This is a genomic window from Streptomyces sp. HD (assembly GCF_028369295.1).
GTDB lineage: Bacteria > Actinomycetota > Actinomycetes > Streptomycetales > Streptomycetaceae > Streptomyces.
In genome coordinates this window covers 22,712-44,940 of the sequence record NZ_JAQMYP010000027.1, presented here as the reverse complement: position 1 = coordinate 44,940, position 22,229 = coordinate 22,712, and the positions used below count along the sequence as shown (strand labels likewise).

The 22,229-nt window shown below is 70.0% G+C and carries 24 protein-coding genes and 1 pseudogene; 16 read left to right on the top strand and 9 right to left on the bottom strand.

All coding sequences use genetic code 11. The features are described 5' to 3' along the window. Positions 1-20 precede the first annotated feature (20 nt). The 7 genes and pseudogenes from POF73_RS25340 to POF73_RS25315 all read right to left on the bottom strand — a co-directional run bounded on the left by POF73_RS25340 (position 21) and on the right by POF73_RS25315 (position 5,210). A complete protein-coding gene (locus POF73_RS25340) occupies positions 21-419 on the bottom strand; it encodes a hypothetical protein (RefSeq protein WP_272119456.1) in 399 nt (132 codons plus the stop codon). Next, positions 416-703: a hypothetical protein gene (locus POF73_RS25335; protein ID WP_272119455.1), complete on the bottom strand. Its 288-nt coding sequence runs from the start codon at positions 701-703 to the stop codon at positions 416-418. Before POF73_RS25335 ends, POF73_RS25340 begins: the two co-directional genes overlap by 4 nt. 78 nt (positions 704-781) lie before the next feature. Further along, positions 782-1,342 (bottom strand): annotated as a pseudogene (locus POF73_RS46295) (ATP-binding cassette domain-containing protein); the annotation flags it as partial. Between the two features lie 166 nt (positions 1,343-1,508). Continuing rightward, complete coding sequence (locus POF73_RS46290) at positions 1,509-1,661, bottom strand: hypothetical protein (protein ID WP_443049650.1); 153 nt, start codon at positions 1,659-1,661, stop codon at positions 1,509-1,511. Positions 1,662-1,762: 101 nt separating this feature from the next. Further along, positions 1,763-1,894 (bottom strand): hypothetical protein, encoded by a 132-nt coding sequence (locus POF73_RS25325; RefSeq protein WP_272119453.1) that lies wholly within the window; start codon positions 1,892-1,894, stop codon positions 1,763-1,765. A gap of 179 nt (positions 1,895-2,073) precedes the next feature. Beyond that, on the bottom strand, positions 2,074-3,303 hold the full coding sequence (locus POF73_RS25320; RefSeq protein WP_272119452.1) for an LmeA family phospholipid-binding protein: 1,230 nt from the start codon (positions 3,301-3,303) through the stop codon (positions 2,074-2,076). A gap of 92 nt (positions 3,304-3,395) precedes the next feature. Next, complete coding sequence (locus tag POF73_RS25315) at positions 3,396-5,210, bottom strand: bifunctional metallophosphatase/5'-nucleotidase (RefSeq protein ID WP_272119450.1); 1,815 nt, start codon at positions 5,208-5,210, stop codon at positions 3,396-3,398. Between the two features lie 200 nt (positions 5,211-5,410). Here POF73_RS25315 and mshD point away from each other — a divergent pair, with 200 nt between their 5' ends. From mshD to pstB, 12 genes are all read left to right on the top strand, one after another. Then, positions 5,411-6,337, top strand: a complete 927-nt coding sequence (gene mshD / locus POF73_RS25310) for a mycothiol synthase (protein ID WP_272119448.1) — start codon at positions 5,411-5,413, stop codon at positions 6,335-6,337. A 104-nt stretch (positions 6,338-6,441) separates the two neighbouring features. Further along, on the top strand, positions 6,442-6,828 hold the full coding sequence (locus POF73_RS25305; RefSeq protein WP_272119446.1) for a GntR family transcriptional regulator: 387 nt from the start codon (positions 6,442-6,444) through the stop codon (positions 6,826-6,828). Then, the gene (locus POF73_RS25300) at positions 6,825-7,712 is read left to right on the top strand and encodes an ABC transporter ATP-binding protein (protein ID WP_272119444.1); all 888 of its coding nucleotides are present in this window, start codon (positions 6,825-6,827) and stop codon (positions 7,710-7,712) included. Before POF73_RS25305 ends, POF73_RS25300 begins: the two co-directional genes overlap by 4 nt. Next, positions 7,709-8,713, top strand: a complete 1,005-nt coding sequence (locus POF73_RS25295) for an ABC transporter permease (protein ID WP_272119442.1) — start codon at positions 7,709-7,711, stop codon at positions 8,711-8,713. The genes POF73_RS25300 and POF73_RS25295 overlap by 4 nt, the downstream gene beginning before the upstream one ends. Next, positions 8,710-9,603, top strand: a complete 894-nt coding sequence (locus POF73_RS25290) for a hypothetical protein (protein WP_272119440.1) — start codon at positions 8,710-8,712, stop codon at positions 9,601-9,603. The genes POF73_RS25295 and POF73_RS25290 overlap by 4 nt, the downstream gene beginning before the upstream one ends. Positions 9,604-9,753: 150 nt before the next feature. Next, the gene (locus POF73_RS25285) at positions 9,754-12,129 is read left to right on the top strand and encodes an RNA degradosome polyphosphate kinase (RefSeq protein WP_443049649.1); all 2,376 of its coding nucleotides are present in this window, start codon (positions 9,754-9,756) and stop codon (positions 12,127-12,129) included. After that, entirely contained in the window at positions 12,110-13,300 is a 1,191-nt protein-coding gene (locus tag POF73_RS25280; protein WP_272119436.1) for a CHAD domain-containing protein, read from the top strand. The genes POF73_RS25285 and POF73_RS25280 overlap by 20 nt, the downstream gene beginning before the upstream one ends. Positions 13,301-13,355: 55 nt before the next feature. Next, the gene (locus POF73_RS25275) at positions 13,356-13,781 is read left to right on the top strand and encodes an NUDIX hydrolase (protein ID WP_272119434.1); all 426 of its coding nucleotides are present in this window, start codon (positions 13,356-13,358) and stop codon (positions 13,779-13,781) included. A gap of 246 nt (positions 13,782-14,027) precedes the next feature. Continuing rightward, entirely contained in the window at positions 14,028-15,149 is a 1,122-nt protein-coding gene (gene pstS / locus POF73_RS25270) for a phosphate ABC transporter substrate-binding protein PstS (RefSeq protein ID WP_272119432.1), read from the top strand. A 101-nt stretch (positions 15,150-15,250) separates the two neighbouring features. Then, positions 15,251-16,255 (top strand): phosphate ABC transporter permease subunit PstC, encoded by a 1,005-nt coding sequence (gene pstC, locus POF73_RS25265; RefSeq protein WP_272119429.1) that lies wholly within the window; start codon positions 15,251-15,253, stop codon positions 16,253-16,255. Continuing rightward, complete coding sequence (gene pstA / locus POF73_RS25260) at positions 16,252-17,310, top strand: phosphate ABC transporter permease PstA (protein WP_272119427.1); 1,059 nt, start codon at positions 16,252-16,254, stop codon at positions 17,308-17,310. The genes pstC and pstA overlap by 4 nt, the downstream gene beginning before the upstream one ends. A 47-nt stretch (positions 17,311-17,357) precedes the next feature. After that, positions 17,358-18,134 (top strand): phosphate ABC transporter ATP-binding protein PstB, encoded by a 777-nt coding sequence (pstB, locus tag POF73_RS25255; protein ID WP_272119425.1) that lies wholly within the window; start codon positions 17,358-17,360, stop codon positions 18,132-18,134. Positions 18,135-18,245: 111 nt separating this feature from the next. Here the strand turns inward: pstB and POF73_RS25250 are convergent, their stop codons facing one another. Next, entirely contained in the window at positions 18,246-18,425 is a 180-nt protein-coding gene (locus tag POF73_RS25250; protein ID WP_272119423.1) for a hypothetical protein, read from the bottom strand. 126 nt (positions 18,426-18,551) lie between these two features. On the opposite strand from POF73_RS25250, the gene POF73_RS25245 reads away from it, so the two are divergent. Together POF73_RS25245 and POF73_RS25240 are read left to right on the top strand one after the other, a co-directional pair. After that, positions 18,552-19,391 (top strand): hypothetical protein, encoded by an 840-nt coding sequence (locus POF73_RS25245; RefSeq protein WP_272119421.1) that lies wholly within the window; start codon positions 18,552-18,554, stop codon positions 19,389-19,391. Between the two features lie 110 nt (positions 19,392-19,501). After that, the gene (locus POF73_RS25240; protein WP_272119419.1) at positions 19,502-19,690 is read left to right on the top strand and encodes a hypothetical protein; all 189 of its coding nucleotides are present in this window, start codon (positions 19,502-19,504) and stop codon (positions 19,688-19,690) included. 23 nt (positions 19,691-19,713) lie between these two features. Here POF73_RS25240 and POF73_RS25235 read toward each other — a convergent pair whose 3' ends face one another. Then, positions 19,714-20,091, bottom strand: a complete 378-nt coding sequence (locus POF73_RS25235) for a metal-sensitive transcriptional regulator (protein ID WP_272119417.1) — start codon at positions 20,089-20,091, stop codon at positions 19,714-19,716. Positions 20,092-20,327: 236 nt separating this feature from the next. Between POF73_RS25235 and POF73_RS25230 the strand changes: the two genes are divergently transcribed. Further along, positions 20,328-20,948: a DUF47 domain-containing protein gene (locus POF73_RS25230; protein WP_272119415.1), complete on the top strand. Its 621-nt coding sequence runs from the start codon at positions 20,328-20,330 to the stop codon at positions 20,946-20,948. 9 nt (positions 20,949-20,957) lie between these two features. Beyond that, the gene (locus POF73_RS25225; protein ID WP_272119413.1) at positions 20,958-21,956 is read left to right on the top strand and encodes an inorganic phosphate transporter; all 999 of its coding nucleotides are present in this window, start codon (positions 20,958-20,960) and stop codon (positions 21,954-21,956) included. Positions 21,957-22,229: the final 273 nt, after the last annotated feature.

The window sequence follows — 22,229 nt, the reverse complement described above, 5'->3', positions numbered from 1 at the left end:
GGAACCCGGCGTGCCCGGCCTCAGTGGAAGCCGAGCATGCCGGGGGAGTCGATGTCGACGGTGACCACTCCGGGCGGGTAGTTCTGCTCCCGGTCGGTGAGCAGGATCGACATCCCGGTGAACTCGGGGCGCGGCAAGGCGCAGTAAAGGGCGTGGCAGGTGTCGGCGCCACCGAAGCCGTCGCGGATCATCGTGCCGACGCTGACCGATGCCACGGTGTCCAGGGGATCGACGACGACGGAGGAGAAAGCGAGCACCCGCCGTGCGGCCCCCGTGTCCTCCGACTCCGCCTGCATGAGGCAGAGGGCCGGAACGCGGAGGAAGTCCCCCGGGGTGCGGGCCATGTTCCCGGCGAGAAGGTTGAGCGTCTTGTGCCCATCAGCGAGGGCACGAGTGGCGCCGGTGTCGAGAATGATCACGCAGCCGCTCCACGCGCCACGCGGACCTTCTCGGCGGCGATCCGGTAGATGTTGCCCAGCACGTCGGGTGCCTTGTCGAACTCCTCGTCGCTGATGTCGAGACCGATCACGTCACGGACGACCTGCCGGTCGGCCGCCACCCGCTCCGCGATCTGCTCCGCCGTGGGCTGTTCCGAGGCCAGCTGCTCGACAAGCTGCCCCAAAGTCATCCCCCGCTCCTTGGCCACCTGGGCAAGATGGTCACGGGCCTGCCGGGACACCTGGATAGTCGTGGTCTCTGCCATGACATCACCATAGCCACACCACAGCGCCTGGGTATTCGTATTGCCGCCGACTCACCCAAACGTGCAAATCCGCAGCGATCAACGCCTGAGAACCAGCGTCTCCTCCGTCAACGCCCCCGGCGTCGGCCCCGCCAGCCGCGCATACGCCCCGCCCCGAGCCACCAGTTTCGTGTGTGTGCCCGCCTCCACCAGGCGCCCGTCGTCCACGACGAGGATGCGGTCGGCCTCCGGGGCCAGGCTCAGATCGTGAGTGATCATGATCGTCGTACGGCCGGACATCAGCCGTCGCAGGGGCCCGACGACCTGACGCGCGGCCACCGAGTCGAGGCCGGCCGTCGGTTCGTCCAGGAGCAGGACGGGGGCGGGGCGCAGCATCGCGCGGGCGATCGCGATCCGCTTCAGTTGACCGCCGGAGAGAGCCGCCGTGCCGGGGGCGATGTGCGTGTCGTAGCCCTCGGGGAGCCCGGCGACGAAGTCGTGCGCCGCCGCCGCGCGTGCCGCCCGCTCGATCTCCTCGTCGCTCGCGCCGGGCCTGCCGCACTCGATGTTCTCGCGGATGGTGCCGTTGAGGATCAGCGTCTCCTGGGGCAGCAGGGCGACGTTCTCGCGCAGGAACTCCAGGGGTACGTCGGTCAGGGGGGAGGTCCTGCACATGCCGGAAGGCCTTCGCGCGCAGGCGCAGCACGAATCTCTCGGCGGTCCAGGTGGCCAGCGAATTGCCGAAATACCCCGACGAGCGCGCCCAGTACCGCGACGCCCAGCCAGGCCGCCGCCGGACCCCAGAAGGCCGCCAGTGAACCGGCTTTCAGCGCATTGTCGGTGAGCTCGGCGAACAGCAGATCGAGGCGGTAGCGGCCGGCGCGGCGACGACGACGCAGACCACGACGGCCACCAGCCACTTGCGATCACCGCACGTCAGCGGCCAGAAACGCCGGAAGGCCGTACGCACTTCCCTCATGTTCGACTCCCTTGCGGTCCAGGGCCCTTACCGGGCCCGGACATGACGGAGGCGGGGCCCCGGAGCCCGAGCGCTCCGGGGCCCCGCCTCACCCGCCGACGTCAGCCCTGGTGCCCGACCGGGCGACGCTTCGGAGCGGCCTTCCTCGGAGCACCGGGGGCCTTGTGCTTCTTGGCGGCCGGGGCACCGGTCCTGCAGTTCTTCTTCACGGGGGCGATCTTGTGGAAGCTCATGCGGATTTCCCTTTCCTGTGAATTGCCTTCTTCACTTTCGCGTCGTTCTTCGCTTTCGACATGGAAAACATCACGGGACGCCGGCGGCAGAAAAAGCCAAATCCGCTTAGGCCTTGATGAATTGAACCTGAGACGGTTTTTCAGAGAAACCCGGGACCAAGCGCTGATTCACACAGGTTTCATTTCCGGCCCACCGCGAGGCCCGACCCCTCCAACCGCACCCTGATCCCGTCCTTCTCCACCCGCACGTCCCGCAGCCGCAGCTGCCCGCTCGGCGGTTCGGGCAGGCGGAAGCCCAGGGACAGCTGGTCGGCGAGGACTGGGCGGGTGAGGCGGGGCAGGGCGTCGAGGAGGGCGGGGTCGAAGCCCAGGAGCTTCAGGATCTGAGGGTGGTCGAGGGCCAGGTCGATGAGGTTCAGGCGCATGGCCTGGCGGATGAAGTGCGGGGTGCCGGTCAGATCGCTGAGCTTGGACTCGTTGCGCAGGGCCTCGCGGACGACGGAGTCGGGGACGCCCAGGCGCCGTACGACCGACGGGATCGACAGCAGCGCCTTCGCCTTGCGGGCCTCGTGGGCGAGGCGGTCCACCGACTGCCGGCTCAGATGCAGGCCCTCGGAGGTGTGGGCGCCTGGCCGGTACGTGGCCAGGTCGCCGATGTCCAGGCGCATTCCGCCGATGTGCGTCGCGATGCCGCTGTCGCCCTCGCGCAGGATGCGGGCCTCGGCACGCAGCCGGAGGTTGTGCCCGGCGACCGGCAGGGTGCCGCGCGCCCGGACCCGGTCGTGGCCCTCGCCGGTGAACGTGACCTGGGAGGCGCCGAGTTCGCGGTTCAGGTCGGCGAAGGAGAGCAGGACGTCGCCCTCCAGCCGGGGGACGTCGGCGCCGCGCACCGACAGCGCGCCGTCGGTGTCCAGTCGTACGTCCCGCGCGGTGGCCGTCACCTGCGCGAGCGAGACCCGGGCGGCGGCGACGTCGGGGACGGTCACCTTGACCGAGTCCAGCCGTTCGTCGGCGAGTTGGGTGAGGAAGGGGAAGCCGTCGATCTCGACCTCGGGGGCCGCCGTCAGATGCAGACGGCTCTTGAGGGTGTCCGCGGCTCTGCGCTCGGCGTACAGCAGGGCCCAGCGGTCGGCGAGGGTGAGGAAGGCGGCCAGGACGACGATTCCGACGACCGCCTTCATCGCGAGCGGCAGTCCCGCGAACCGGCCGCGACGCCGGCGACGCCCGCTGCGGCGGTGGTTGGGCGGGGCCCAGGGATCATCCTGGGCCTCCGCCTCCTCCTGCTCGTCGGGCAGGTCCTCGACGAGGAACTCGTCCAGCGGACCGTCGTCCAGCCGGCCGAGTTCCTCGTAGGGACTTATATAGCGGTTCGTATAGGGATGCGCCGTTATGTGGTGGGGGGAACGCATCGGCCCATCCGACCATGTACACGCCCCCCACCCGCAACCTCTACCGGAGGTTTGCGATCCAGTTCACGCCACTACACGTTCCATTCCAGGACCTACTTCACGACCGTGATCCGGTTCGCCGCCGGTGGTGCGATCGGGGTCGTGGCCGAGGAGTTGGCCGTCAGATACTTCTCCAGGGCCGTCAGGTCGTCCGAGCCGACGAGGTCGTTGGTGCCCTGACCCAGGGTCGGGAAGCCGTCGCCGCCGCCCGCGAGGAAGCTGTTGGTGGCGACACGGTAGGTGGCGGTCGGGTTGATCGCCGCACCGTTCAGCTTGATCGAGTCGGTCAGCACGCGGTCGGCGCCCGACTTCGTCAGGTCCAGCGTGTACGTCAGGCCCGAGGAGACCTGGAGGACCTTCGGCGAGGCCGCGTTCGTGCCGCTCACCTGCTCCTTGAGCACCTGGATCAGCTGCGCGCCGGTGAAGTCCTGGAGGTTCACGGTGTTGGAGAACGGCTGCACGGTGAAGCCCTCGGCGTACGTCACCACGCCGTCGCCCTCCGCGCCCTTGGCCGCGTAGGTGAGCGGTGCCCGGATGCCGCCCGGGTTCATCAGCGCCAGGTCCGTCTCCGGGTCCAGCTCCTTGCCGTGCGCCAGCTGCGCGTCCGCGATCAGGTCGCCGATCGGGGACTCCGTACCGGTGTTGGAGATGTCGGCCGAGATGTAACCGATCGCGCGGTTGCCGATGGGCGCCGCGAGGGTGTTCCACTTCGAGATCAGCTCGGTCATGTCGGGCGCCTTGGCGACGTCCCGGGTGACCACGCGGTTCGCCGACTTCACGGCCGTACGGGCGATGTCGCCGGTGAAGCGGTCGTACGTCAGCGTGGTGTCGGTGTAGAGGCGGCCGAAGGACGCGGCCGAGGTGACCATGCGGGGCTTGCCCGACGGGTCGGGGATCGTGCAGACGTAGGCCGCGTGCGTGTGGCCCGTCACCAGCGCGTCCACTGACGGCGTGATGTTCTTGGCGATGTCGACGATCGGGCCGGAGATGCCGTCGCCCGCGCCGGGGGCGTCGCAGTTGTAGTTGTACGAGCCGGACGCCGGCTGCCCGCCCTCGTGGATCAGCGCGACGATCGACTTCACGCCCTGGCGCTGGAGCACCTTGGCGTACTTGTTGATCGTCTCGACCTCGTCCTTGAACTTCAGGCCCTTGACGCCGTCGGCGGAGACGACTCCCGGGGTGTCCTCCAGGGTCACGCCGATGAAGCCGATCTTGACGTCCTTCTTCTTCCACACCCAGTAGGGCTTGAGGATCGGCTTGCCGGACTTCTCGTCCAGGACGTTCGCGGCGAGGTACGGGAAGTCGGCGCCCTCGAACTCCTCGCCCTTGACGTAACAGCCGGCCGTCGGGTGGCAGCCACCCTTCTGCAGGCGGGCCAGTTCCCTGGCGCCCTCGTCGAACTCGTGGTTGCCGACCGAGGTGACGTCGAGGTCGAGCTTGTTCAGCGCCTCGATGGTGGGCTCGTCGTGGAAGAGGCCCGAGATCAGCGGGGAGGCGCCGACCATGTCGCCGCCGGCCGCGGTGATGGAGTACTTCTTGCCCTCGCGGGCCTGACGCAGATGCGTGGCGAGGTACTCGACGCCGCCCGCGTCGATCGTCTTCGTCGTGCCGTCCGCCTGCAGCTCGGTGACCCGGCCGGAGGAGCCCGCCGGCGGCTCCAGGTTGCCGTGCAGGTCGTTGAAGGACAGCAGCTGGACGTCCTGGTAACGGCTGAAGTGCTGGCCGCCGCCGTGCTTCTGGGAGCTCTCCGCCGACGCCGTGGCGGGAAGCGCCGCGGCCAGCGCGCCCGCGGTGGCGAGGGATGCGGCTGCCGCGACGAGCGCGTACGTACGGCGTCTGCGGCGGTGCTGGTCGGATATGGCTGACATACGCCCCCCTGTGGGTCGTGGAAGATCCGGTGAGTCCTGAATGACCCGCGAGTCGTGAATGACCTGCGAGTCATGAGTGACATGGCCCCGTCGGGCGGCAGCCTAGAGTCAACGCGCGTAGCGCGACAGGGGGTTCGTGGTTACACCTTGGTTGCTTCTGTGCCGGGACTTTGCCGGGGCCTCCCCTTACCCTCGTACGCATGACCAGCGACGACACCGCACATCCCCTCCCCTCCCGTTCCATCGAGACCCACTTCGCGCTCTCCCCCGAGCAGACCGAGGCCGTACTGGAACTGCTCGCGGAGGCCGCCCGGAACGACGGGCAGCAGGCGGTGTCCGAGCAGGGCCGGCTGCAACTGCGCGGCAGGCAGCGCGAGGGCGTGTCGCATCTGCTGCTGACGGTCGCCGGGGAACTCGTCGGCTACGCCCAGCTGGAGGACACCGACCCGGTGGAGGCGCCGGCCGCCGAACTGGTCGTCCACCCCGCGCACCGCGGCCACGGGCACGGCCGCGCGCTGGGCTCGGCCCTGCTCGCCGCGTCCGGAAAGCGGCTGCGGGTGTGGGCCCACGGCGGCCACGCCGCCGCCCGCCATCTCTCCCAGGTGCTCGGTCTCACGCTCTTCCGCGAACTGCGCCAGATGCGCCGCTCACTGGCGGACCTCAACCTGGCGGACCCGGTGCTCCCCGCGGGCGTGACGGTCCGCCCCTTCGTGCCCGGCCAGGACGACACGGCCTGGCTCGCGGTGAACGCCGCCGCCTTCGCGCACCACCCCGAGCAGGGCTCCCTCACCCAGCGCGACCTCGACGACCGCAAGTCCGAGCCCTGGTTCGACCCGGCGGGTTTCTTCCTGGCCGAACGCGACGGCGAACTCGTCGGCTTCCACTGGACGAAGGTCCACGCGGCGGAGGGCCTCGGCGAGGTCTACGTCCTCGGCGTCCGCCCCGGCGCCCAGGGCGGCGGCCTGGGCAAGGCCCTCACCACGATCGGCCTGCGCCACCTGGCGGCCCAGGGGCTGCCGACGGCGATGCTCTACGTGGACGCCGACAACAAGGCGGCGGTGTCGGTGTACGAGCGGCTGGGGTTCACGACGTACGAGACGGACCTGATGTACCGCACGGAAACCTGACCCAGAAACCCGACATAACTCCCGCAAGGGGCGGCGACCTTGACGCCGCCCCTTCTTTTCCACCACCCTTTCACTATTCAATTAGTGAAAGGGTGGTGGAACGGATGGTCGAGTACCGCATCGACCGGCGCTCCGGCGTCGCCGCCTATGTGCAGATCGTCCAGCAGACCAAACAGGCCCTGCGGCTCGGCCTGTTGGAGCCGGGCGACAAGCTGCCCACGGCCCGTGAGGTCGTCGAGGCCACCGCCATCAACCCCAACACCGTGCTCAAGGCCTACCGCGAACTGGAGCGCGAGGGCCTGGTCGAGGCGCGACGCGGCCTCGGCACGTTCGTACGGCGCGGGCTCGGCGCCGCCCCCGCCGACTCGCCCCTGCGGGCCGAACTGGACGAGTGGGCCGTACGGGCCCGCGAAGCCGGGCTGGACCGCGACGACGTGGACGCCCTCTTCACTTCGGTACTGGACACGCACTTCAAGGGAGACGAGTCATGACCGACACCGCCATCGAGGCGGCCGCGCTGGGCAGGAGGTTCGGCCGGCGCCGCAGGATCGCGCTGGACGGCTGCTCCTTCCGGCTCCCGGCCGGCAGCGTGTGCGCCGTCGTCGGACCGAACGGCGCCGGCAAGTCGACCCTGCTCTCCCTCGCCGCCGGACTGCTGCGCCCCACCGACGGCACGATCACCGTCCTCGGCCAGACTCCGGCGAGCGCGCGGGAGCGCCTCGCGTACGTCGCCCAGGACAAGCCCCTGCACCTCCAGCTCACCGTCGCCGACACCCTGCGGCTGGGGCGGGAACTCAACCCCCGCCGCTGGGACATGGCCGTCGCCGAGCGGATCGTCACCGAGGGCGACCTCGACCCGAAGGCCAGGGTCCGCACTCTCTCCGGCGGCCAGCGCACCCGCGTCGCGCTCGCCCTCGCCCTCGGCAAGCGCCCCGAGGTGCTGCTCCTGGACGAGCCGATGGCCGACCTCGACCCGCTCGCCCGGCACCAGCTGATGGCCACGCTGATGGCCGACGCCGCCGAACACGGCACCACGGTTGTCATGTCCTCGCACGTCGTCGCCGAGCTGGACGGCTCCTGCGACCACCTCCTGCTGCTCGGCGCCGGCCGTGTCCGCCTCGCCGGCCCGCTGGACGACCTGCTCGCCGCCCACCGGCTGGTGACGGGGCGGGCCGACACCGCCCTGGACCCGCACCTCGTGGTCGAGTCCCGCACCACGGGCCGTCAGCTCACCGCGCTGATACGGCCCGACGGCCCCCTCGGCGACGGCTGGCAGACCACCGCCCCCACCCTGGAGGAGCTGGTCCTCGCCCACCTGCGCGCCCCCGGGGCACCGGCCCTGCGCCTCGACACCGCGCGGGAGGCCGCCGTATGACCGCCACCCTGCCCGCCGAGCGGGCCACCGCCGTCGCACCCTCGCGGGGTCCGCGCGGGCTGGTCTGGGCGATGCTGCGGGTACACCGCTGGGCGCTGTGGTTCTGGGTGCTGCTGGTGGCCGTCGGCACGGGAGCGATGCTGTGGGCGTACGGTCCCGGAGCGGACGCCGCCTGGGCCGAGTACTACGGGATGCACTGCGACACCGTGACGCCGGGCGACCTCGCCTGCGACTACACCGGCCCCGCCTACGGCCGCTACGACGACATCGTCGGTGCCGGCACCACGCTCATCGGCCTCGTGCCCTTCCTCGCCGCCGCGTGGGCGGGTGCCTCGCTCATCGGGCGCGAACTGGAGAGCGGGACCGCCCAGTTGGCGTGGACGCAGTCGGTCTCCCCGGTGCGCTGGCTGGCCGCCAAGCTCGCCGTCCCGGCCGCCCTGCTGGTCGCCGGCACGCTCCTGCTCTCGCTACTGCACCGCACGCTGTGGTCGGCGGACGGCGCGCTGCGGCAGGTGAACAGCTCGCGGCGCTGGTACGAGGGCGCCACCTTCGAGGCCAACGGCACCCTGGCCACCGCCTACGTCCTCCTCGGCCTCGCCGTCGGCGTCCTCGCGGGCCTGCTCCAGCGCCGGGCGCTGGCCGCGCTCGGCAGCGCGGTCGTCGCACTGATGATCCTGGTGCTGGCACTCGGCTCGCTGCGCCCGTACCTGTGGCCGGTCGAGACGCTCACGGCCAAGGACGAGTACCCCCCGTTCATCGGCATGGTCGTCGACGAGGGCGCCCTCACCTCCACCGGCGCCCGCGTCCCGGACCCCATCTGCGTCGACGACGCCAAGTGCCTCGCCGAGCACGACATCGCGGGCTTCTACCGCGACTACCACCCCTCCGCCCACTTCTGGCCCCTGCAACTAATGGAGACGGGCATCGCCCTGGCCGTCGCGGCCCTGGCGGTCCTGATCGCCTTCCGGCTGCTGCGCCGCCGTACCGGAGCCGCCGTATGACCGCCCTCTCCGCGACGGCCGCCTCCCCGGCCCGCACCCCGTCCGGCCCGCGCGGCGGCCTGTTCCGGGCCGTCCTGCGGCTGCACCGCACGGCCCTGGTCCTCTGGAGCCTGGCGCTGGCCGCCGCCACGGCGTGCCTGATCTGGCTGCACACCATCGGGGACGAGGCCCGCAGGGGCACCAGCGCGTGCGCCATACCGGCGTCCGACGGCCTGCCCTCGTGCACGGCGGTCGACGCGATCACCGCCGACGAGACGTACAGCACCGGCATCGCCCTGGTCACCACGGCCCTGTCCTACGTGATCTTCCCGGTGGCCGCCTGGGCGGGCGGCGCGCTGATCGGCCGCGAGCTGGAGAGCGGCACCGCCCAGCTGGCCTGGACCCAGTCGGTCACCCCGACCCGCTGGCTGGCCGCCAAGCTCGCCGTCCCGGCCGCCCTGCTCACCGCCGGCACCGGCACGCTCGTCCTGATCAACCGCTGGGCACAGGGTGACGGCAACCCGAACCTGGTCGGTGACTGGTACTTCGAGGACGTCTTCCTCGGCATCGGACCCACGACCGTCGGGTACGCCCTGGCCGGCCTCGCCCTCGGCACCCTCGCCGGGCTGCTGCTCCGCCGGGCCCTGCCCGCCGCCGGGGTGGGCTTCGCCGCCGCGTTCGTCCTCTACAACCTGCTGGAACGCCACCGCGAGAGCCTCTGGCCGACGGCCGGCCGCAGCCCGACCCACAGCTCCGAGCTGCCGCGTTCGGCCTGGCAGACGAGCAGCGCGACCTTCCACCCCCGGTCCCACTTCTGGCCCCTCCAGTACGCCGAGACCGGCATCGCCGTCGCCGTCGCCGCCGCCGCGACCCTCGCCGCGTTCTGGCTGCTGCGCCGCCGCACCCCCTGAGACCTCCGGTCCGTACGTCCCTCCACGGGGGGAGGGACGTACGGACCGGACATACCCGCGGGGATGTGGACGCCCGCGAGCCGCCCCCCGATTTCCCACACGCCATGTCTCCGTAACCATTGGTTCAGACGGACTTGCGACGCTCACTCAATGACCGCCGCCGTGCCAGCGCCTTCGCCGCCGCCGGAGGGGAACGCGAGGAACGGGGATGCCCGACGCCTCCCCGCGACGCTCCCGCCCGCGCTCTCCGACGCGCCCATTGGTCTGGATGCGCGGAACAATGGACATATGAGCCAGCCCACAAACGCCCAGGCCAAGGTCCAGCACGCGCAGCCCTCCGTGGGCTCCATAGCGGCGCACCGCCCGCACACGGTCACCTCGGCGGTCGTCTCCGACCTGGAACCCGACATCGACGCCGACCTCGACGCGTACGAGGTCACCGAGATCGAAGGTGTCCAGCTGCCCCAGGGCCGCTTCCTGGACCGGGAGCGCAGCTGGCTTGCGTTCAACGAGCGGGTGCTCGAACTCGCCGAGGACCCGAACACCCCGCTCCTGGAGCGGGCCAACTTCCTGGCCATCTTCGCCAGCAACCTGGACGAGTTCTTCATGGTCCGCGTGGCCGGACTGAAGCGCCGCATCGCGACCGGTGTCGCCACCCGGTCCGCGTCCGGCCTCCAGCCCCGCGAGGTCCTGGAGATGATCTGGGCCCGCTCCCGCGAGCTGATGGCCCGGCACGCCGCCTGCTACCACGAGGACGTCGCCCCCGCCCTCGCGGAGGAGGGCATCCACCTGGTCCGCTGGAGCGAGCTGACGGAGAAGGAGCAGGCCCGCCTCTTCACCCTGTTCCGGCACCAGATCTTCCCGGTCCTGACCCCGCTGGCGGTCGACCCCGCGCACCCGTTCCCGTACATCTCCGGGCTCTCCCTGAACCTGGCCGTACGGGTCCGCAACCCCGTCACCGGCACCCCGCACTTCGCCCGCGTGAAGGTGCCGCCGCTGCTCTCCCGCTTCCTGGAGAGCTCTCCCGGCCGGTACGTCCCGATCGAGGACGTCATCGGCGCGCACTTGGAAGAGCTGTTCCCGGGCATGGAGGTCCTGGAGCACCACGCCTTCCGGGTCACCCGCAACGAGGACCTGGAGGTCGAGGAGGACGACGCGGAGAACCTGCTCCAGGCCCTGGAGAAGGAGCTCATGCGGCGCCGGTTCGGGCCGCCGGTGCGCCTTGAGGTCGAGGAGAACATCAACCAGGAGGTCCTGGACCTGCTGGTGCGCGAGCTGAAGATCAGCGAGGCCGAGGTCTACCCGCTCACCGGCCCCCTGGACCTCACCGGCCTCTTCCGTATCGCCTCGATCGACCGACCCGAGCTGAAGTACCCGAAGTTCGTCGCGGGCACCCATCGCGATCTCGCCGAGGTCGAGTCGGCGTCCGCGCCGGACATCTTCGCCGCGCTGCGCAACCGGGACGTACTGCTGCACCACCCGTACGACTCCTTCTCCACCTCCGTGCAGGCGTTCCTGGAGCAGGCGGCCGACGACCCGGACGTCCTCGCGATCAAGCAGACCCTGTACCGCACCTCGGGCGACTCCCCGATAGTCAACGCGCTCATCGACGCGGCCGAGGCCGGCAAGCAGGTCCTCGTCCTGGTCGAGATCAAGGCCCGCTTCGACGAGCACGCCAACATCAAGTGGGCGCGCAAGCTGGAGGAGGCCGGCTGCCATGTCGTCTACGGCCTCGTCGGCCTGAAGACGCACTGCAAGCTGTCCCTGGTGGTCCGCCAGGAGGGCGAGACGCTACGGCGCTACAGCCACGTCGGCACCGGCAACTACCACCCGAAGACGGCGCGGCTCTACGAGGACCTGGGCCTGCTGACCGCGGACCCGCAGGTCGGCGCCGACCTGTCCGACCTGTTCAACCGCCTGTCCGGCTACTCGCGCCGGGAGACCTACCGGCGGCTGCTGGTCGCGCCCAAGTCCCTGCGCGACGGTCTGGTCTCGCGGATCAACAAGGAGGTCCAGCACCACCGTGCCGGACGTCCCGCATATGTCCGCATCAAGGTCAACTCGATCGTCGACGAGGCGCTCATCGACGCCTGCTACGGCGCGTCCCAGGCGGGCGTGCCGGTCGACATCTGGGTCCGGGGCATCTGTGCGATCCGCCCGGGCGTGACCGGACTGTCGGAGAACATCCGCGTCCGCTCGGTCCTCGGCCGCTTCCTGGAACACTCCCGGATCTTCGCCTTCGGCAACGGCGGCGAACCCGAGGTGTGGATCGGCAGCGCCGACATGATGCACCGCAACCTCGACCGCCGTATCGAGGCCCTGGTCAGGGTCACCGACCCGGCCCACCGCGCCGCGCTCAACCGGCTCCTGGAGACCGGTATGTCAGACACCACCGCCTCGTGGCACCTCGGCCCGGAGGGCGAGTGGACCCGGCACGCGACGGACGCGGACGGCCAGCCCCTGCGCAACGTCCAGGAGATGCTCATAGACGCCCGGAGGCGCCGGCGTGGCACAGCAACACCTTGATCCGACGGACCCCACGGCCGGGGCTGTGACGGGGGACGCCCTGGCGGGCTACCTGCGCGCCCAGGCCACGGAGTTCCTCCGAGCCCTGCGCCTGCACCGGGAGACCGGCGGCGGTGCGTCCAACGGCTCGGAGGAGTCCGTCGACGCGGCCCGGGCGCTACGCCGCTCGGCCCGCCGTGTCAGCGCCAGCCTGCACACGTTCCGCCCTCTGCTGGACGCCGACTGGTCGGAGGCCATCCGACCGGAGCTGGCCTGGCTCTCCGGCACGCTGGCCATGGAACACGCGTACGCGGCCCGGCTGGAACGCCTGCTGCTGGCACTGCACCGGCTGTCGGGGGCGACGGTGCTGCCGGGGCAGGCCGGTGGTTCCGACGCCGGTGGCGTCGCCGACGTGGCCGGCGTGGCCTCGGGCAGCCGCTCGGCCGACGCGACCGCCGGCGTGGCCGCGGGCGGTCGTACCGGTGGCGGGGCGGCCGTTCCGCAGAAGGCGGCAGCGCCGCACACGGGGCCCGCTGCCGCGACGGCCACCCCCGAGCGCGGCAACCTCACGGTGGGCGCGGCCAAAGCGGGCGCCCTGCTCGAACGCCAGCTCACGCTCGCCCGGACACGGGCGCACAGCACCGCCCTGCAGGCCCTCGGCTCCTCCCGCTTCCACGCCGTGGCCGACACCATCGCCGTACTGGCCAGCGAGGTCCCCCTGACCTCCGCCGCGGCCACCGCCGACCTGCGTCCCCTCGCGGCCGCCGCCGAGGAGCGGCTCACCGACGCGGTGGCGGCGCTGCCGCTGGTGACCGCGGGCCACCCCTACAACGCCGAGGCCCTGATCCACGGCCTGTCCCCGGACCCGGCACCGCATCCGCAGGACGCCCCCTGGCACCAGGTCCGCCTGCTGCTGCGCCTGCACCGCTACGCCCGCGAGGTCCTCCTCGGCGACGACGGCCCGGTGGACGTACGGCTGCTGGCGGCCGGCCAGTCCCTGAACCGGCACCGCGACGCCTCCGAGGCGGCCGCCGCCGCGGCCCAGGCGGCCCGCACCCCCCGCATCGCCCCGGCCACGGCGTACGCCCTCGGCGTGCTGCACGCCGACCAGCGGCACGAGGTGGAGGCGGCGCGGTTCGCCTTCCAGCAGTCCTGGCAGATGAAGACGGTGGGCGGGCCTCAGCGACCCTGAGGTCCGCCCTGGGAACCCCTGCACCACAGGTACTCCCGAAGGAGGCACTTTCCCGGTGACTCACCCGAACCAAGACCTCACCGTCCATGCGGCCGGCTGCGTCCTGTGGCGACGTTCGCCGGTGGACGGTGAGCTGGAGATATGCCTGATCCACCGACCGAAGTACGACGACTGGTCGCATCCCAAGGGCAAACTGAAACGTGGCGAGGACCCCCTCGAAGGCGCTCTGCGCGAGGTCGCCGAGGAGACGGGCCACCTGGCCGAGCCGGGCGCCGAACTCCCGACGCAGCGGTACATCGCCAACGACCGCCCCAAGGAGGTCCGGTACTGGGCGGCCGAGGCGGGTCCGGGCCGCTTCGTTCCCAACGCCGAGGTGGACCGTCTGCTGTGGCTCTCGCCCACCGCCGCACGGTGCCGTCTCAGCCAACCGAGGGACCGCCCACTCGTGGACGCCCTACTGGAGTCGCTGCGGCCGGCCTAGTCCGAAGCAACCCGCACAAAGTGTCGGCATACACCCGTGTCCTCGACGTAAGCGTTCCGTTACCTCACCGCACCGTCCCCAGGGGTTCACCCCCCGTTCATTCACGCCCTTCGGCGGCTTCACCTGTTCTGCCTAATTTCAGCCGTGCACGATGACGGACCGCGCCCCGGGGGGACGGGTCCGCGTCACCCATTCTTCGCACGCCGCCGGAATTCAGGACGGCGGCTCCCGGAAGGAACTCCCTCAGTGAAGCTTCAGCGCAAGAACCGGCGCGTCCTCGCTCTCGGCGCTCTCGCCGTCTCCGGCGCCCTGGCGCTCACGGCGTGCGGCTCCGACGAGACCGGCAACGGCGGCGGCGACGCCTCCTCCAGCGCCGGCGCCAGCAACATCAAGTGTGACGACGCCTCGGGCCAGGTGCTCGCCGACGGCTCCTCCGCGCAGAAGAACGCCGTCGACGCCTGGGTCAAGCAGTTCTCGTCCGCCTGCAAGGTGGAGATCAACTACAAGGCCGGCGGTTCCGGTGCCGGTGTCACCGCGTTCACGCAGGGCCAGATCCCGTGGGCCGGTTCGGACTCGGCGCTGAAGCCCGAAGAGGTCGAGGCCTCCAAGAAGGTCTGCTCCGGCGGTCAGGGCATCGACCTGCCGATGGTCGGCGGCCCGATCGCGCTCGGCTACAACGTCCCGGGTGTGGACAACCTCGTCCTGGACGCCCCGACGATCGCCAAGATCTTCAACGACAAGATCAAGAACTGGAACGACCCGGCGATCGCGAAGCTCAACCCGGGCGCCAAGCTTCCCGACCTGAAGATCCAGGCCTTCCACCGCTCCGACGAGTCCGGCACCACGGACAACTTCACCAAGTACCTGATCGCCACCGCCAAGAGCGACTTCCCCTACGAGGGCGGCAAGGCCTGGCAGGCCAAGGGCGGCCAGTCCGCTCCGCAGTCCTCCGGCGTCGCCGCGCAGGTCAAGCAGACCGCCGGCGCGATCGGCTACTTCGAGCTGTCCTACGCCAAGAACGGCATCAAGGCCGTCTCCATCGACACAGGCGCCGGCAAGCCGGTCGAGGCCACCGTCGAGAACGCCACGAAGGCCATCTCGGACGCCAAGGTCGTCGGCACCGGCAAGGATCTCGCCCTGGAGCTGAACTACGCCACCAAGGCCGAGGGTGCCTACCCGATGATCCTCGTCACCTACGAGATCGCCTGCGACAAGGGCAACAAGGCCGAGACCCTGCCCGCCGTCAAGGCCTTCCTGCGCTACGCGGCCTCCGAGGACGGCCAGAAGATCCTCGCCGAGAACGACTACGCGCCGATGCCCGAGGACATCATCGCCAAGGTCCGCACGACCGTCGAAAGCCTGAGCTGACCTGAGAGTGCGGTCCGGTCTCCAGGGACCGGACCGCACCGTCCGGTGCACCGCCGCCAGGGGCCGCACACCACGTGCGGTTCCGCAGACCGGAGAACCCGATGGACACAACACAGATAGCTGACGCACCTCCCCCCACCCCCCAGCCGTCCGCGACCGAGCAGAAGCGCGCGGCCCGCGGTGCCACCCGACCCGGAGACCGGATCTTCCTCGGCCTCTCCCGCGGTTCGGGCATTCTGCTGCTGGTGATCATGGCCGCGATCGCGGGCTTCCTCACCTATCGCGCCGTCCTCGCCATCAGCAAGGACGAGGGCAACTTCCTGACGACCTTCGAGTGGAACACCGGTGTCAACCCGCCGGTCTTCGGCATCGCGGTCCTGGCCTACGGCACGATCATCTCCTCGATCATCGCCATGGTCATCGCGGTCCCCGTCGCGGTCGCCATCGCGCTGTTCCTCACCCACTACGCCCCGCGCCGGCTGAGCGGTCCCATCGCCTACGTGATCGACCTGCTCGCCGCCGTGCCGTCCATCGTCTACGGCCTGTGGGGCGCCCTCATCCTCGTACCGCACCTGGGCGGCCTGTTCGGCTGGCTGGACGACTACCTCGGCTGGACCGGCATCTTCGAGTGGCAGGGCGGCGCCGCGCGCTCCATGCTCACCGTCGGCATCCTGCTCGCGATCATGATCCTGCCGATCATCACCAACGTGAGCCGCGAGGTCTTCCGCCAGGTCCCGCAGACGCACGAGGAGGCGGCCCTGGCGCTCGGCGCCACCCGCTGGGAAGTGATCCGCATGTCGGTCCTCCCCTTCGGCCGCTCCGGCGTGATCTCCGCCTCGATGCTCGGCCTCGGCCGCGCCCTCGGCGAGACGATGGCCGTCGCCACCGTGCTCTCCCCCGACTTCCAGATCCACGCCAGCCTGCTCGACCCGGGCGGCGGCACCTTCGCCCAGAACATCGCCAGCAAGTTCAGCGAGGCCACCGAGTTCGGCCGTGACGCGCTGATCGCGTCCGGTCTGGTCCTGTTCGTCATCACCCTGCTGGTCAACGGCGCGGCCCGCGCGATCATCGCCCGCCGCAAGGAGTACTCGGGGGCCAACGCATGAGCACCGCACCCACCCTCGCCCCCAAGCGCCGCAGCACCCTGCGCGGCGGCCAACTGCCCAAGTGGGCCCCGTGGGCCATCGCCGCCGGATCCGTCGCCCTCGGGCTCGGCATCAGCGCCGCCGCCGGCCTGAACAGCAGCATCCAGTGGCTGCTGATCGCCGCGATCCTCCACATCCTCGGTACGTACACCATCGCGGCCAAGGTCGAGAACCGCCGCCAGGCCAAGGACCGTGTGGTCACCTCGCTGGTGTGGGTCGCCTTCCTGCTCGCCGTGGTGCCGCTGGCCTCGCTGGTGTGGTCGACCGTCCAACGCGGCGTGAAGGTCCTCGACGGCTACTTCCTGAGCCACTCGATGGGCGTGGTCGCCGACTCGGAGCCGGGCGGCGGCATCTACCACGCCATCCTCGGCACGCTGGAGCAGGTCGGCCTCGCCACCCTGATCGCCGCGCCGATCGGCGTGCTCACCGCGATCTACCTGGTGGAGTACGGCCGCGGCGGCCTCGCCCGCGCCGTCACCTTCTTCGTCGACGTCATGACCGGCATCCCGTCGATCGTCGCCGGCCTGTTCATCCTCAGCATCATGCTGATCTTCGAGATGGAGCCCTTCGGCTTCGCCGGCTCGCTGGCTCTCGCGATCCTGATGATGCCGGTCGTCGTCCGTTCCACCGAGGAGATGCTCAAGCTCGTCCCGAACGAGCTGCGCGAGGCCTCGCTGGCGCTCGGCGTGCCCAAGTGGCGCACCATCCTGAAGGTGGTCCTGCCGACCTCGCTCGGCGGCATCATCACGGGCATCATGCTGTCCATCGCCCGTATCGCCGGTGAGACCGCGCCCGTGCTGCTGCTGGTGTTCGGCAGCAAGTTCATCAACTCCAACCCCTTCGAAGGCGCCCAGGCGTCGCTCCCTCTGTACATCTACCAGCAGTACGGATCGGGCGAGGCTCCGGCGTACGACCGCGCGTGGGCGGCGTCGCTGACGCTGATCGCGTTCGTGATGATCCTCAACCTGGTGGCCCGCGGCATCGCCCGCTGGAAGGCCCCGAAGACGGGCCGCTGACGCGGCCAATGACGACAGTCAGCGACCCGAAAGAAGCAGTGATTCCCATGGCCAAGCGCATTGATGTCAGCGGCCTCAACGCCTACTACGGCTCCTTCCTCGCCATCGAGGACATCTCGATGACCGTCGAGCCGCGCTCCGTCACGGCCTTCATCGGCCCGTCCGGCTGCGGCAAGTCCACGTTCCTCCGCACCCTCAACCGCATGCACGAGGTCACGCCGGGCGGCCGGGTCGAGGGCAAGGTCATGCTCGACGACGAGAACCTGTACGGCACCGGAATCGACCCCGTGGCCGTGCGCCGCGAGGTCGGCATGGTCTTCCAGCGCCCGAACCCCTTCCCCACGATGTCCGTCTACGACAACGTCGCGGCCGGCCTGCGGCTGAACGGCTCGCACAAGAAGTCGCAGCTGGACGACATCGTCGAGAAGTCCCTCAAGGGCGCCAACCTCTGGAACGAGGTCAAGGACCGTCTGAACAAGCCGGGCTCCGGTCTCTCCGGCGGCCAGCAGCAGCGTCTGTGCATCGCGCGGGCGATCGCGGTCGAGCCGAAGGTCCTCCTCATGGACGAGCCCTGCTCGGCCCTCGACCCGATCTCCACCCTCGCCATCGAGGACCTGATAGGCGAGCTGAAGGAACGGTTCACGATCGTCATCGTGACCCACAACATGCAGCAGGCGGCGCGTGTCTCAGACCGCACGGCCTTCTTCAACCTGGCGGCCGTCGGCCAGCCCGGCAAGCTGATCGAGATCGACGACACGGAGCGCATCTTCTCCAACCCGTCGGTCCAGGCCACGGAGGACTACATCTCCGGCCGCTTCGGCTGACAGACCCCTCGCGGTGCTGCATGGCGGTGCCACCGCGAGGCAGATAAAGGGCCCGCCCCCCGGCTCCCGGGGGGCGGGCCCCTGTCTGTGTCCGGGGGTGCGGCCGAACTCTCACGCACTCACATGACCCTCGGCATCCGTTCTCGCCAAGCTCCGGGCGCGTCTGGCCGGCCCCCGCCATCCGCACGTGCAGCGAGCGGTGCAGAAGGGGCCCTTCTCCACCATCGACGTGCGGTGCTCCTCGGGGTCGCGGTGCTTTCGGTGTGCCGTCGGTCCGTCCTGCTGCGCCACATCGACAACGTTACCCAGGGCAAGTAAGCGCAACGCCCCCGGGCGCCGTGACGAGGGCACCTACCCGTCGTTAACCGGAACGACAGGGGGCCCGTGACGGACGTACCGGCTGGGGGTAGGCAGGCGATGACGGAGCGGCAGCAGCACAGGCGGCGGCACGGGGCGGGCGTTGCGGCCGGGGTCCTTTGTCTCTGTCTGACGGGCAGCGGGTGCGCGAAGAACGGCACGGCGGCGGAGGACTCACGCGGGCGGGACTCCGTGGAGGTCGTGCGGCGCGCAGCAGACGCGCTCGTCGGGGCCCGGAGCTCCAAGACCCGTACGTCCATGGAGATGGCCACCGGCGGCACCCGCGTCACCATCCGCGGCGAGGGCGTGTACGACTTCCGCAAGCAGCTGGGGCAGCTGAAGGTGCTGCTGCCCCAGGACCCGGCGGGCGCCACCGCGCACCGGCCGATCATGGAACTCCTCGCTCCCGGCGCCCTGTACATGAAGAACCGCGGCGCCGGGGTGCCCGCCAACAAGTGGGTGCGGGTCGACACCCGGTCGCTGTCGGACGGGAACCTCGTCACCGGCGGGGCCACCGATCCGTTCGCCGCCGCCGAGGTGCTGCGCGGGGCGCGGACGGCGACGTACGTGGGAGAGGAAGACGTCGCCGGTACCTCGGTGCGGCACTACCGGGGGACGGCGGACCTCGGCTTCGCCGCTCAGGACGCGTCCGACGGGCACAAGGAATCCCTGGCGGCAGCGGCGAAAGGGTTCGCCACGGATCAGGTGCCGTTCGACGTCTATCTCGACGAGGCCGGCCGGATCCGCAAGATCCGGCACCGGTTCAGCTTCGTCAACGGGCAGCAGGGCGACGCCGTCGCGGTGGCCTCGACGACCCTGCTGTACGACTTCGGCGCCCCCGTCGACGTACGTCTGCCGGACGGCGACGACATCTACGCCGGCAAGATCGCGGAGGAGTGAGGGCCGGCGTATGCGTGCGTGACGGGCGTCAAGAACTAGCCCGTCCGTGCCATGCGCGGTGTGTAGGCCGCTCCCTACTCTAGGAAGTTGGTAACGGCAGAGAAGAGGTGATGCGCGTGGCTCCGGTCGGCGGTACGGCAGTTCAGGACCACGTGGCCCTCGCCGAGATCGAGCTGTGCGGAGAGCTGATCATCGCGGCCTCGACCGCCCGTGAGGACCGGCTCAGCCTGGAGAGCATCGACGAGGTGCTGAGAGTCGCGGAGGAGCGGGCAGCGGAGCGTGACGCGTCCGACGAGTGAGCTCGCTCTCACATCAGGGCGGGTCAGGTCCTCAGCAGTCGGCCGATCGCCTTCGTCGCCTCCTCCACCTTCGCGTCGATCTCCGCACCGCCCTTGAGGGCCGCGTCGGCGACGCAGTGCCGGAGGTGTTCCTCCAGCAGCTGGAGGGCGAACGACTGCAGGGCCTTGGTGGAGGCGGACACCTGCGTGAGTATGTCGATGCAGTAGACGTCCTCGTCGACCATCCGCTGCAGACCACGGATCTGGCCCTCGATCCGGCGCAGCCGCTTGAGGTGTTCGTCCTTCTGTTTGTGGTAGCCGTGGATGCCCCGGTCGTGGTCCGTCACGACCTCGGCGACGGCCGGTTCTGTCGCCTCTTCAGCGCCGGAGGGCGCATCCGCGCCGGCCTCGGTGGTCGTCATCGCGTCCTCCAGACAGAAACCGCTTCACATACCCCTACTGGGTATATCGTACCGAACTTTGCTGGGTATAGGGCCTGTGGCCGATACCGCGAACGGCCGCTGGACTGGACCACTGGGCAGCCCCTGTGCCGACCACTGTCCCTGATGGGCGACACTGGAGGACGGCCCATTAGCCGTGGCCGGATGATGCGCCTAGCATCAGCCTGACCGAAACCGATGCTTCCTGAGGACCCCACGTGCGATTTCGTCTGACCCCCCGGGAGACGAGCTTCTACGACATGTTTGCCGCGTCCGCGGACAACATCGTCACGGGCTCGAAACTCCTGATGGAACTGCTCGGGGCGGACAACGCCGGCCGGGCCGAGATCGCAGAGCGTATGCGGGCCGCGGAACACGCGGGTGACGACGCCACACACGCGATCTTCCACCAGTTGAACTCCTCGTTCATCACGCCGTTCGACCGCGAGGACATCTACAACCTCGCATCGTGCCTCGACGACATCATGGACTTCATGGAGGAGGCCGTCGACCTGGTCGTCCTCTACAACGTGGAGGAACTCCCCAAGGGCGTCGAGCAGCAGATCGAGGTGCTGGCGCGTGCGGCCGAGCTGACGGCCGAGGCGATGCCGAACCTGCGCACGATGGACAACCTCACCGAGTACTGGATCGAGGTCAACCGGCTGGAGAACCAGGCCGACCAGATACATCGCAAACTCCTCGCACACCTCTTCAACGGCAAGTACGACGCCATCGAGGTCCTCAAGCTCAAGCAGATCGTCGATGTGCTGGAGGAAGCGGCGGACGCCTTCGAGCACGTGGCGAACACGGTGGAGACCATCGCCGTCAAGGAGTCCTGAGGCCCGTCCATGGACACCTTCGCGCTGGTCGTGACCATTCTGGTCGCGCTCTTCTTCACGTACACCAACGGCTTTCACGATTCTGCGAACGCGATCGCCACGTCCGTCTCGACGCGGGCACTGACACCGCGGGCCGCGCTGGCGATGGCCGCGGTGATGAACCTCGCCGGTGCCTTCCTCGGCTCCGGTGTCGCCAAGACCGTCAGTGAGGGCCTGATTCAGACACCCGAGGGCTCGAAGGGGATGGGAATCCTCTTCGCGGCACTGGTGGGTGCGATCACCTGGAACCTGATCACCTGGTACTTCGGCCTGCCGTCCTCGTCCTCCCACGCCCTGTTCGGCGGCATGGTGGGCGCGGCGCTGGCCGGTGGGACGACGGTCTACTGGGACGGCGTACTGGACAAGGTCGTCATCCCGATGTTCGTGTCGCCGCTGGTCGGACTGTGCGCGGGCTATCTGGTCATGGCCGCGATCATGTGGATCTTCCGCCGCGCGAACCCGCACAAGGCCAAGCGGGGCTTCCGTATAGCGCAGACGGTGTCGGCCGCCGGTATGGCCCTCGGCCACGGCCTCCAGGACGCCCAGAAGACGATGGGCATCGTGGTGATGGCCCTGGTCATCGCCGACGTCGAGGACTACGGCGACCCGATCCCGGTGTGGGTGAAGATCGTGTGCGCCGTGATGCTGTCCCTCGGCACCTACGCCGGCGGCTGGCGCATCATGCGCACCCTCGGCCGCAAGATCATCGAACTCGACCCGCCGCAGGGCTTCGCCGCGGAGACGACCGGCGCGTCGATCATGTTCACCACGGCCTTCCTCTTCAAGGCCCCGATCTCCACGACCCACGTCATCACCTCGGCCATCATGGGCGTCGGCGCCACGAAGCGCGTGAACGCCGTCCGCTGGGGCGTCGCCAAGAACATCGTCCTCGGCTGGTTCATCACGATGCCCGCGGCCGCGTTGGTGGCGGCGGGGGCGTTCGGGGTTGTGAATCTGGCGTTCCTGTAGGGGGTGCGGCTTCAGCCCGCGGTCAGCCCGCGCGGTCTTTCCTTTCAGCCCGTCCGGTCTTTCCTTTCCGCCCGCCCGGTCTTTCCTTTCCGCCCGCCCGGTCTTTTCTTTCAGCCCGTCCGGCGTTTGAGGACAAGGCCCCTTAAGGGCCGGAGCGGGGGTCTGGGGGCGGCAGCCCCCAGAAGGCCGCGGGGTCGAAGGGGCAGCGCCCCTGAGGGATGGGACGGGTAGGGGCGGCGGGGGCGAGAATCTCCCGGTCCGCAGCCGGAGGAT

What these genes read in the sequence shown, in the direction of transcription:
- POF73_RS25335 (WP_272119455.1), bottom strand. Translation starts at nt 703, where the DNA reads ATGGCAGAGACCACGACTATCCAGGTGTCCCGGCAGGCCCGTGACCAT.
- POF73_RS46290 (WP_443049650.1), bottom strand. Translation starts at nt 1,661, where the DNA reads ATGAGGGAAGTGCGTACGGCCTTCCGGCGTTTCTGGCCGCTGACGTGC.
- POF73_RS25325 (WP_272119453.1), bottom strand. Translation starts at nt 1,894, where the DNA reads ATGAGCTTCCACAAGATCGCCCCCGTGAAGAAGAACTGCAGGACCGGT.
- POF73_RS25320 (WP_272119452.1), bottom strand. Translation starts at nt 3,303, where the DNA reads ATGCGTTCCCCCCACCACATAACGGCGCATCCCTATACGAACCGCTAT.
- POF73_RS25315 (WP_272119450.1), bottom strand. Translation starts at nt 5,210, where the DNA reads ATGTCAGCCATATCCGACCAGCACCGCCGCAGACGCCGTACGTACGCG.
- mshD (WP_272119448.1), top strand. Translation starts at nt 5,411, where the DNA reads ATGACCAGCGACGACACCGCACATCCCCTCCCCTCCCGTTCCATCGAG.
- POF73_RS25305 (WP_272119446.1), top strand. Translation starts at nt 6,442, where the DNA reads ATGGTCGAGTACCGCATCGACCGGCGCTCCGGCGTCGCCGCCTATGTG.
- POF73_RS25300 (WP_272119444.1), top strand. Translation starts at nt 6,825, where the DNA reads ATGACCGACACCGCCATCGAGGCGGCCGCGCTGGGCAGGAGGTTCGGC.
- POF73_RS25295 (WP_272119442.1), top strand. Translation starts at nt 7,709, where the DNA reads ATGACCGCCACCCTGCCCGCCGAGCGGGCCACCGCCGTCGCACCCTCG.
- POF73_RS25290 (WP_272119440.1), top strand. Translation starts at nt 8,710, where the DNA reads ATGACCGCCCTCTCCGCGACGGCCGCCTCCCCGGCCCGCACCCCGTCC.
- POF73_RS25285 (WP_443049649.1), top strand. Translation starts at nt 9,754, where the DNA reads ATGACCGCCGCCGTGCCAGCGCCTTCGCCGCCGCCGGAGGGGAACGCG.
- pstC (WP_272119429.1), top strand. Translation starts at nt 15,251, where the DNA reads ATGGACACAACACAGATAGCTGACGCACCTCCCCCCACCCCCCAGCCG.
- pstA (WP_272119427.1), top strand. Translation starts at nt 16,252, where the DNA reads ATGAGCACCGCACCCACCCTCGCCCCCAAGCGCCGCAGCACCCTGCGC.
- pstB (WP_272119425.1), top strand. Translation starts at nt 17,358, where the DNA reads ATGGCCAAGCGCATTGATGTCAGCGGCCTCAACGCCTACTACGGCTCC.
- POF73_RS25245 (WP_272119421.1), top strand. Translation starts at nt 18,552, where the DNA reads ATGACGGAGCGGCAGCAGCACAGGCGGCGGCACGGGGCGGGCGTTGCG.
- POF73_RS25240 (WP_272119419.1), top strand. Translation starts at nt 19,502, where the DNA reads ATGCGCGTGGCTCCGGTCGGCGGTACGGCAGTTCAGGACCACGTGGCC.
- POF73_RS25235 (WP_272119417.1), bottom strand. Translation starts at nt 20,091, where the DNA reads ATGACGACCACCGAGGCCGGCGCGGATGCGCCCTCCGGCGCTGAAGAG.
- POF73_RS25225 (WP_272119413.1), top strand. Translation starts at nt 20,958, where the DNA reads ATGGACACCTTCGCGCTGGTCGTGACCATTCTGGTCGCGCTCTTCTTC.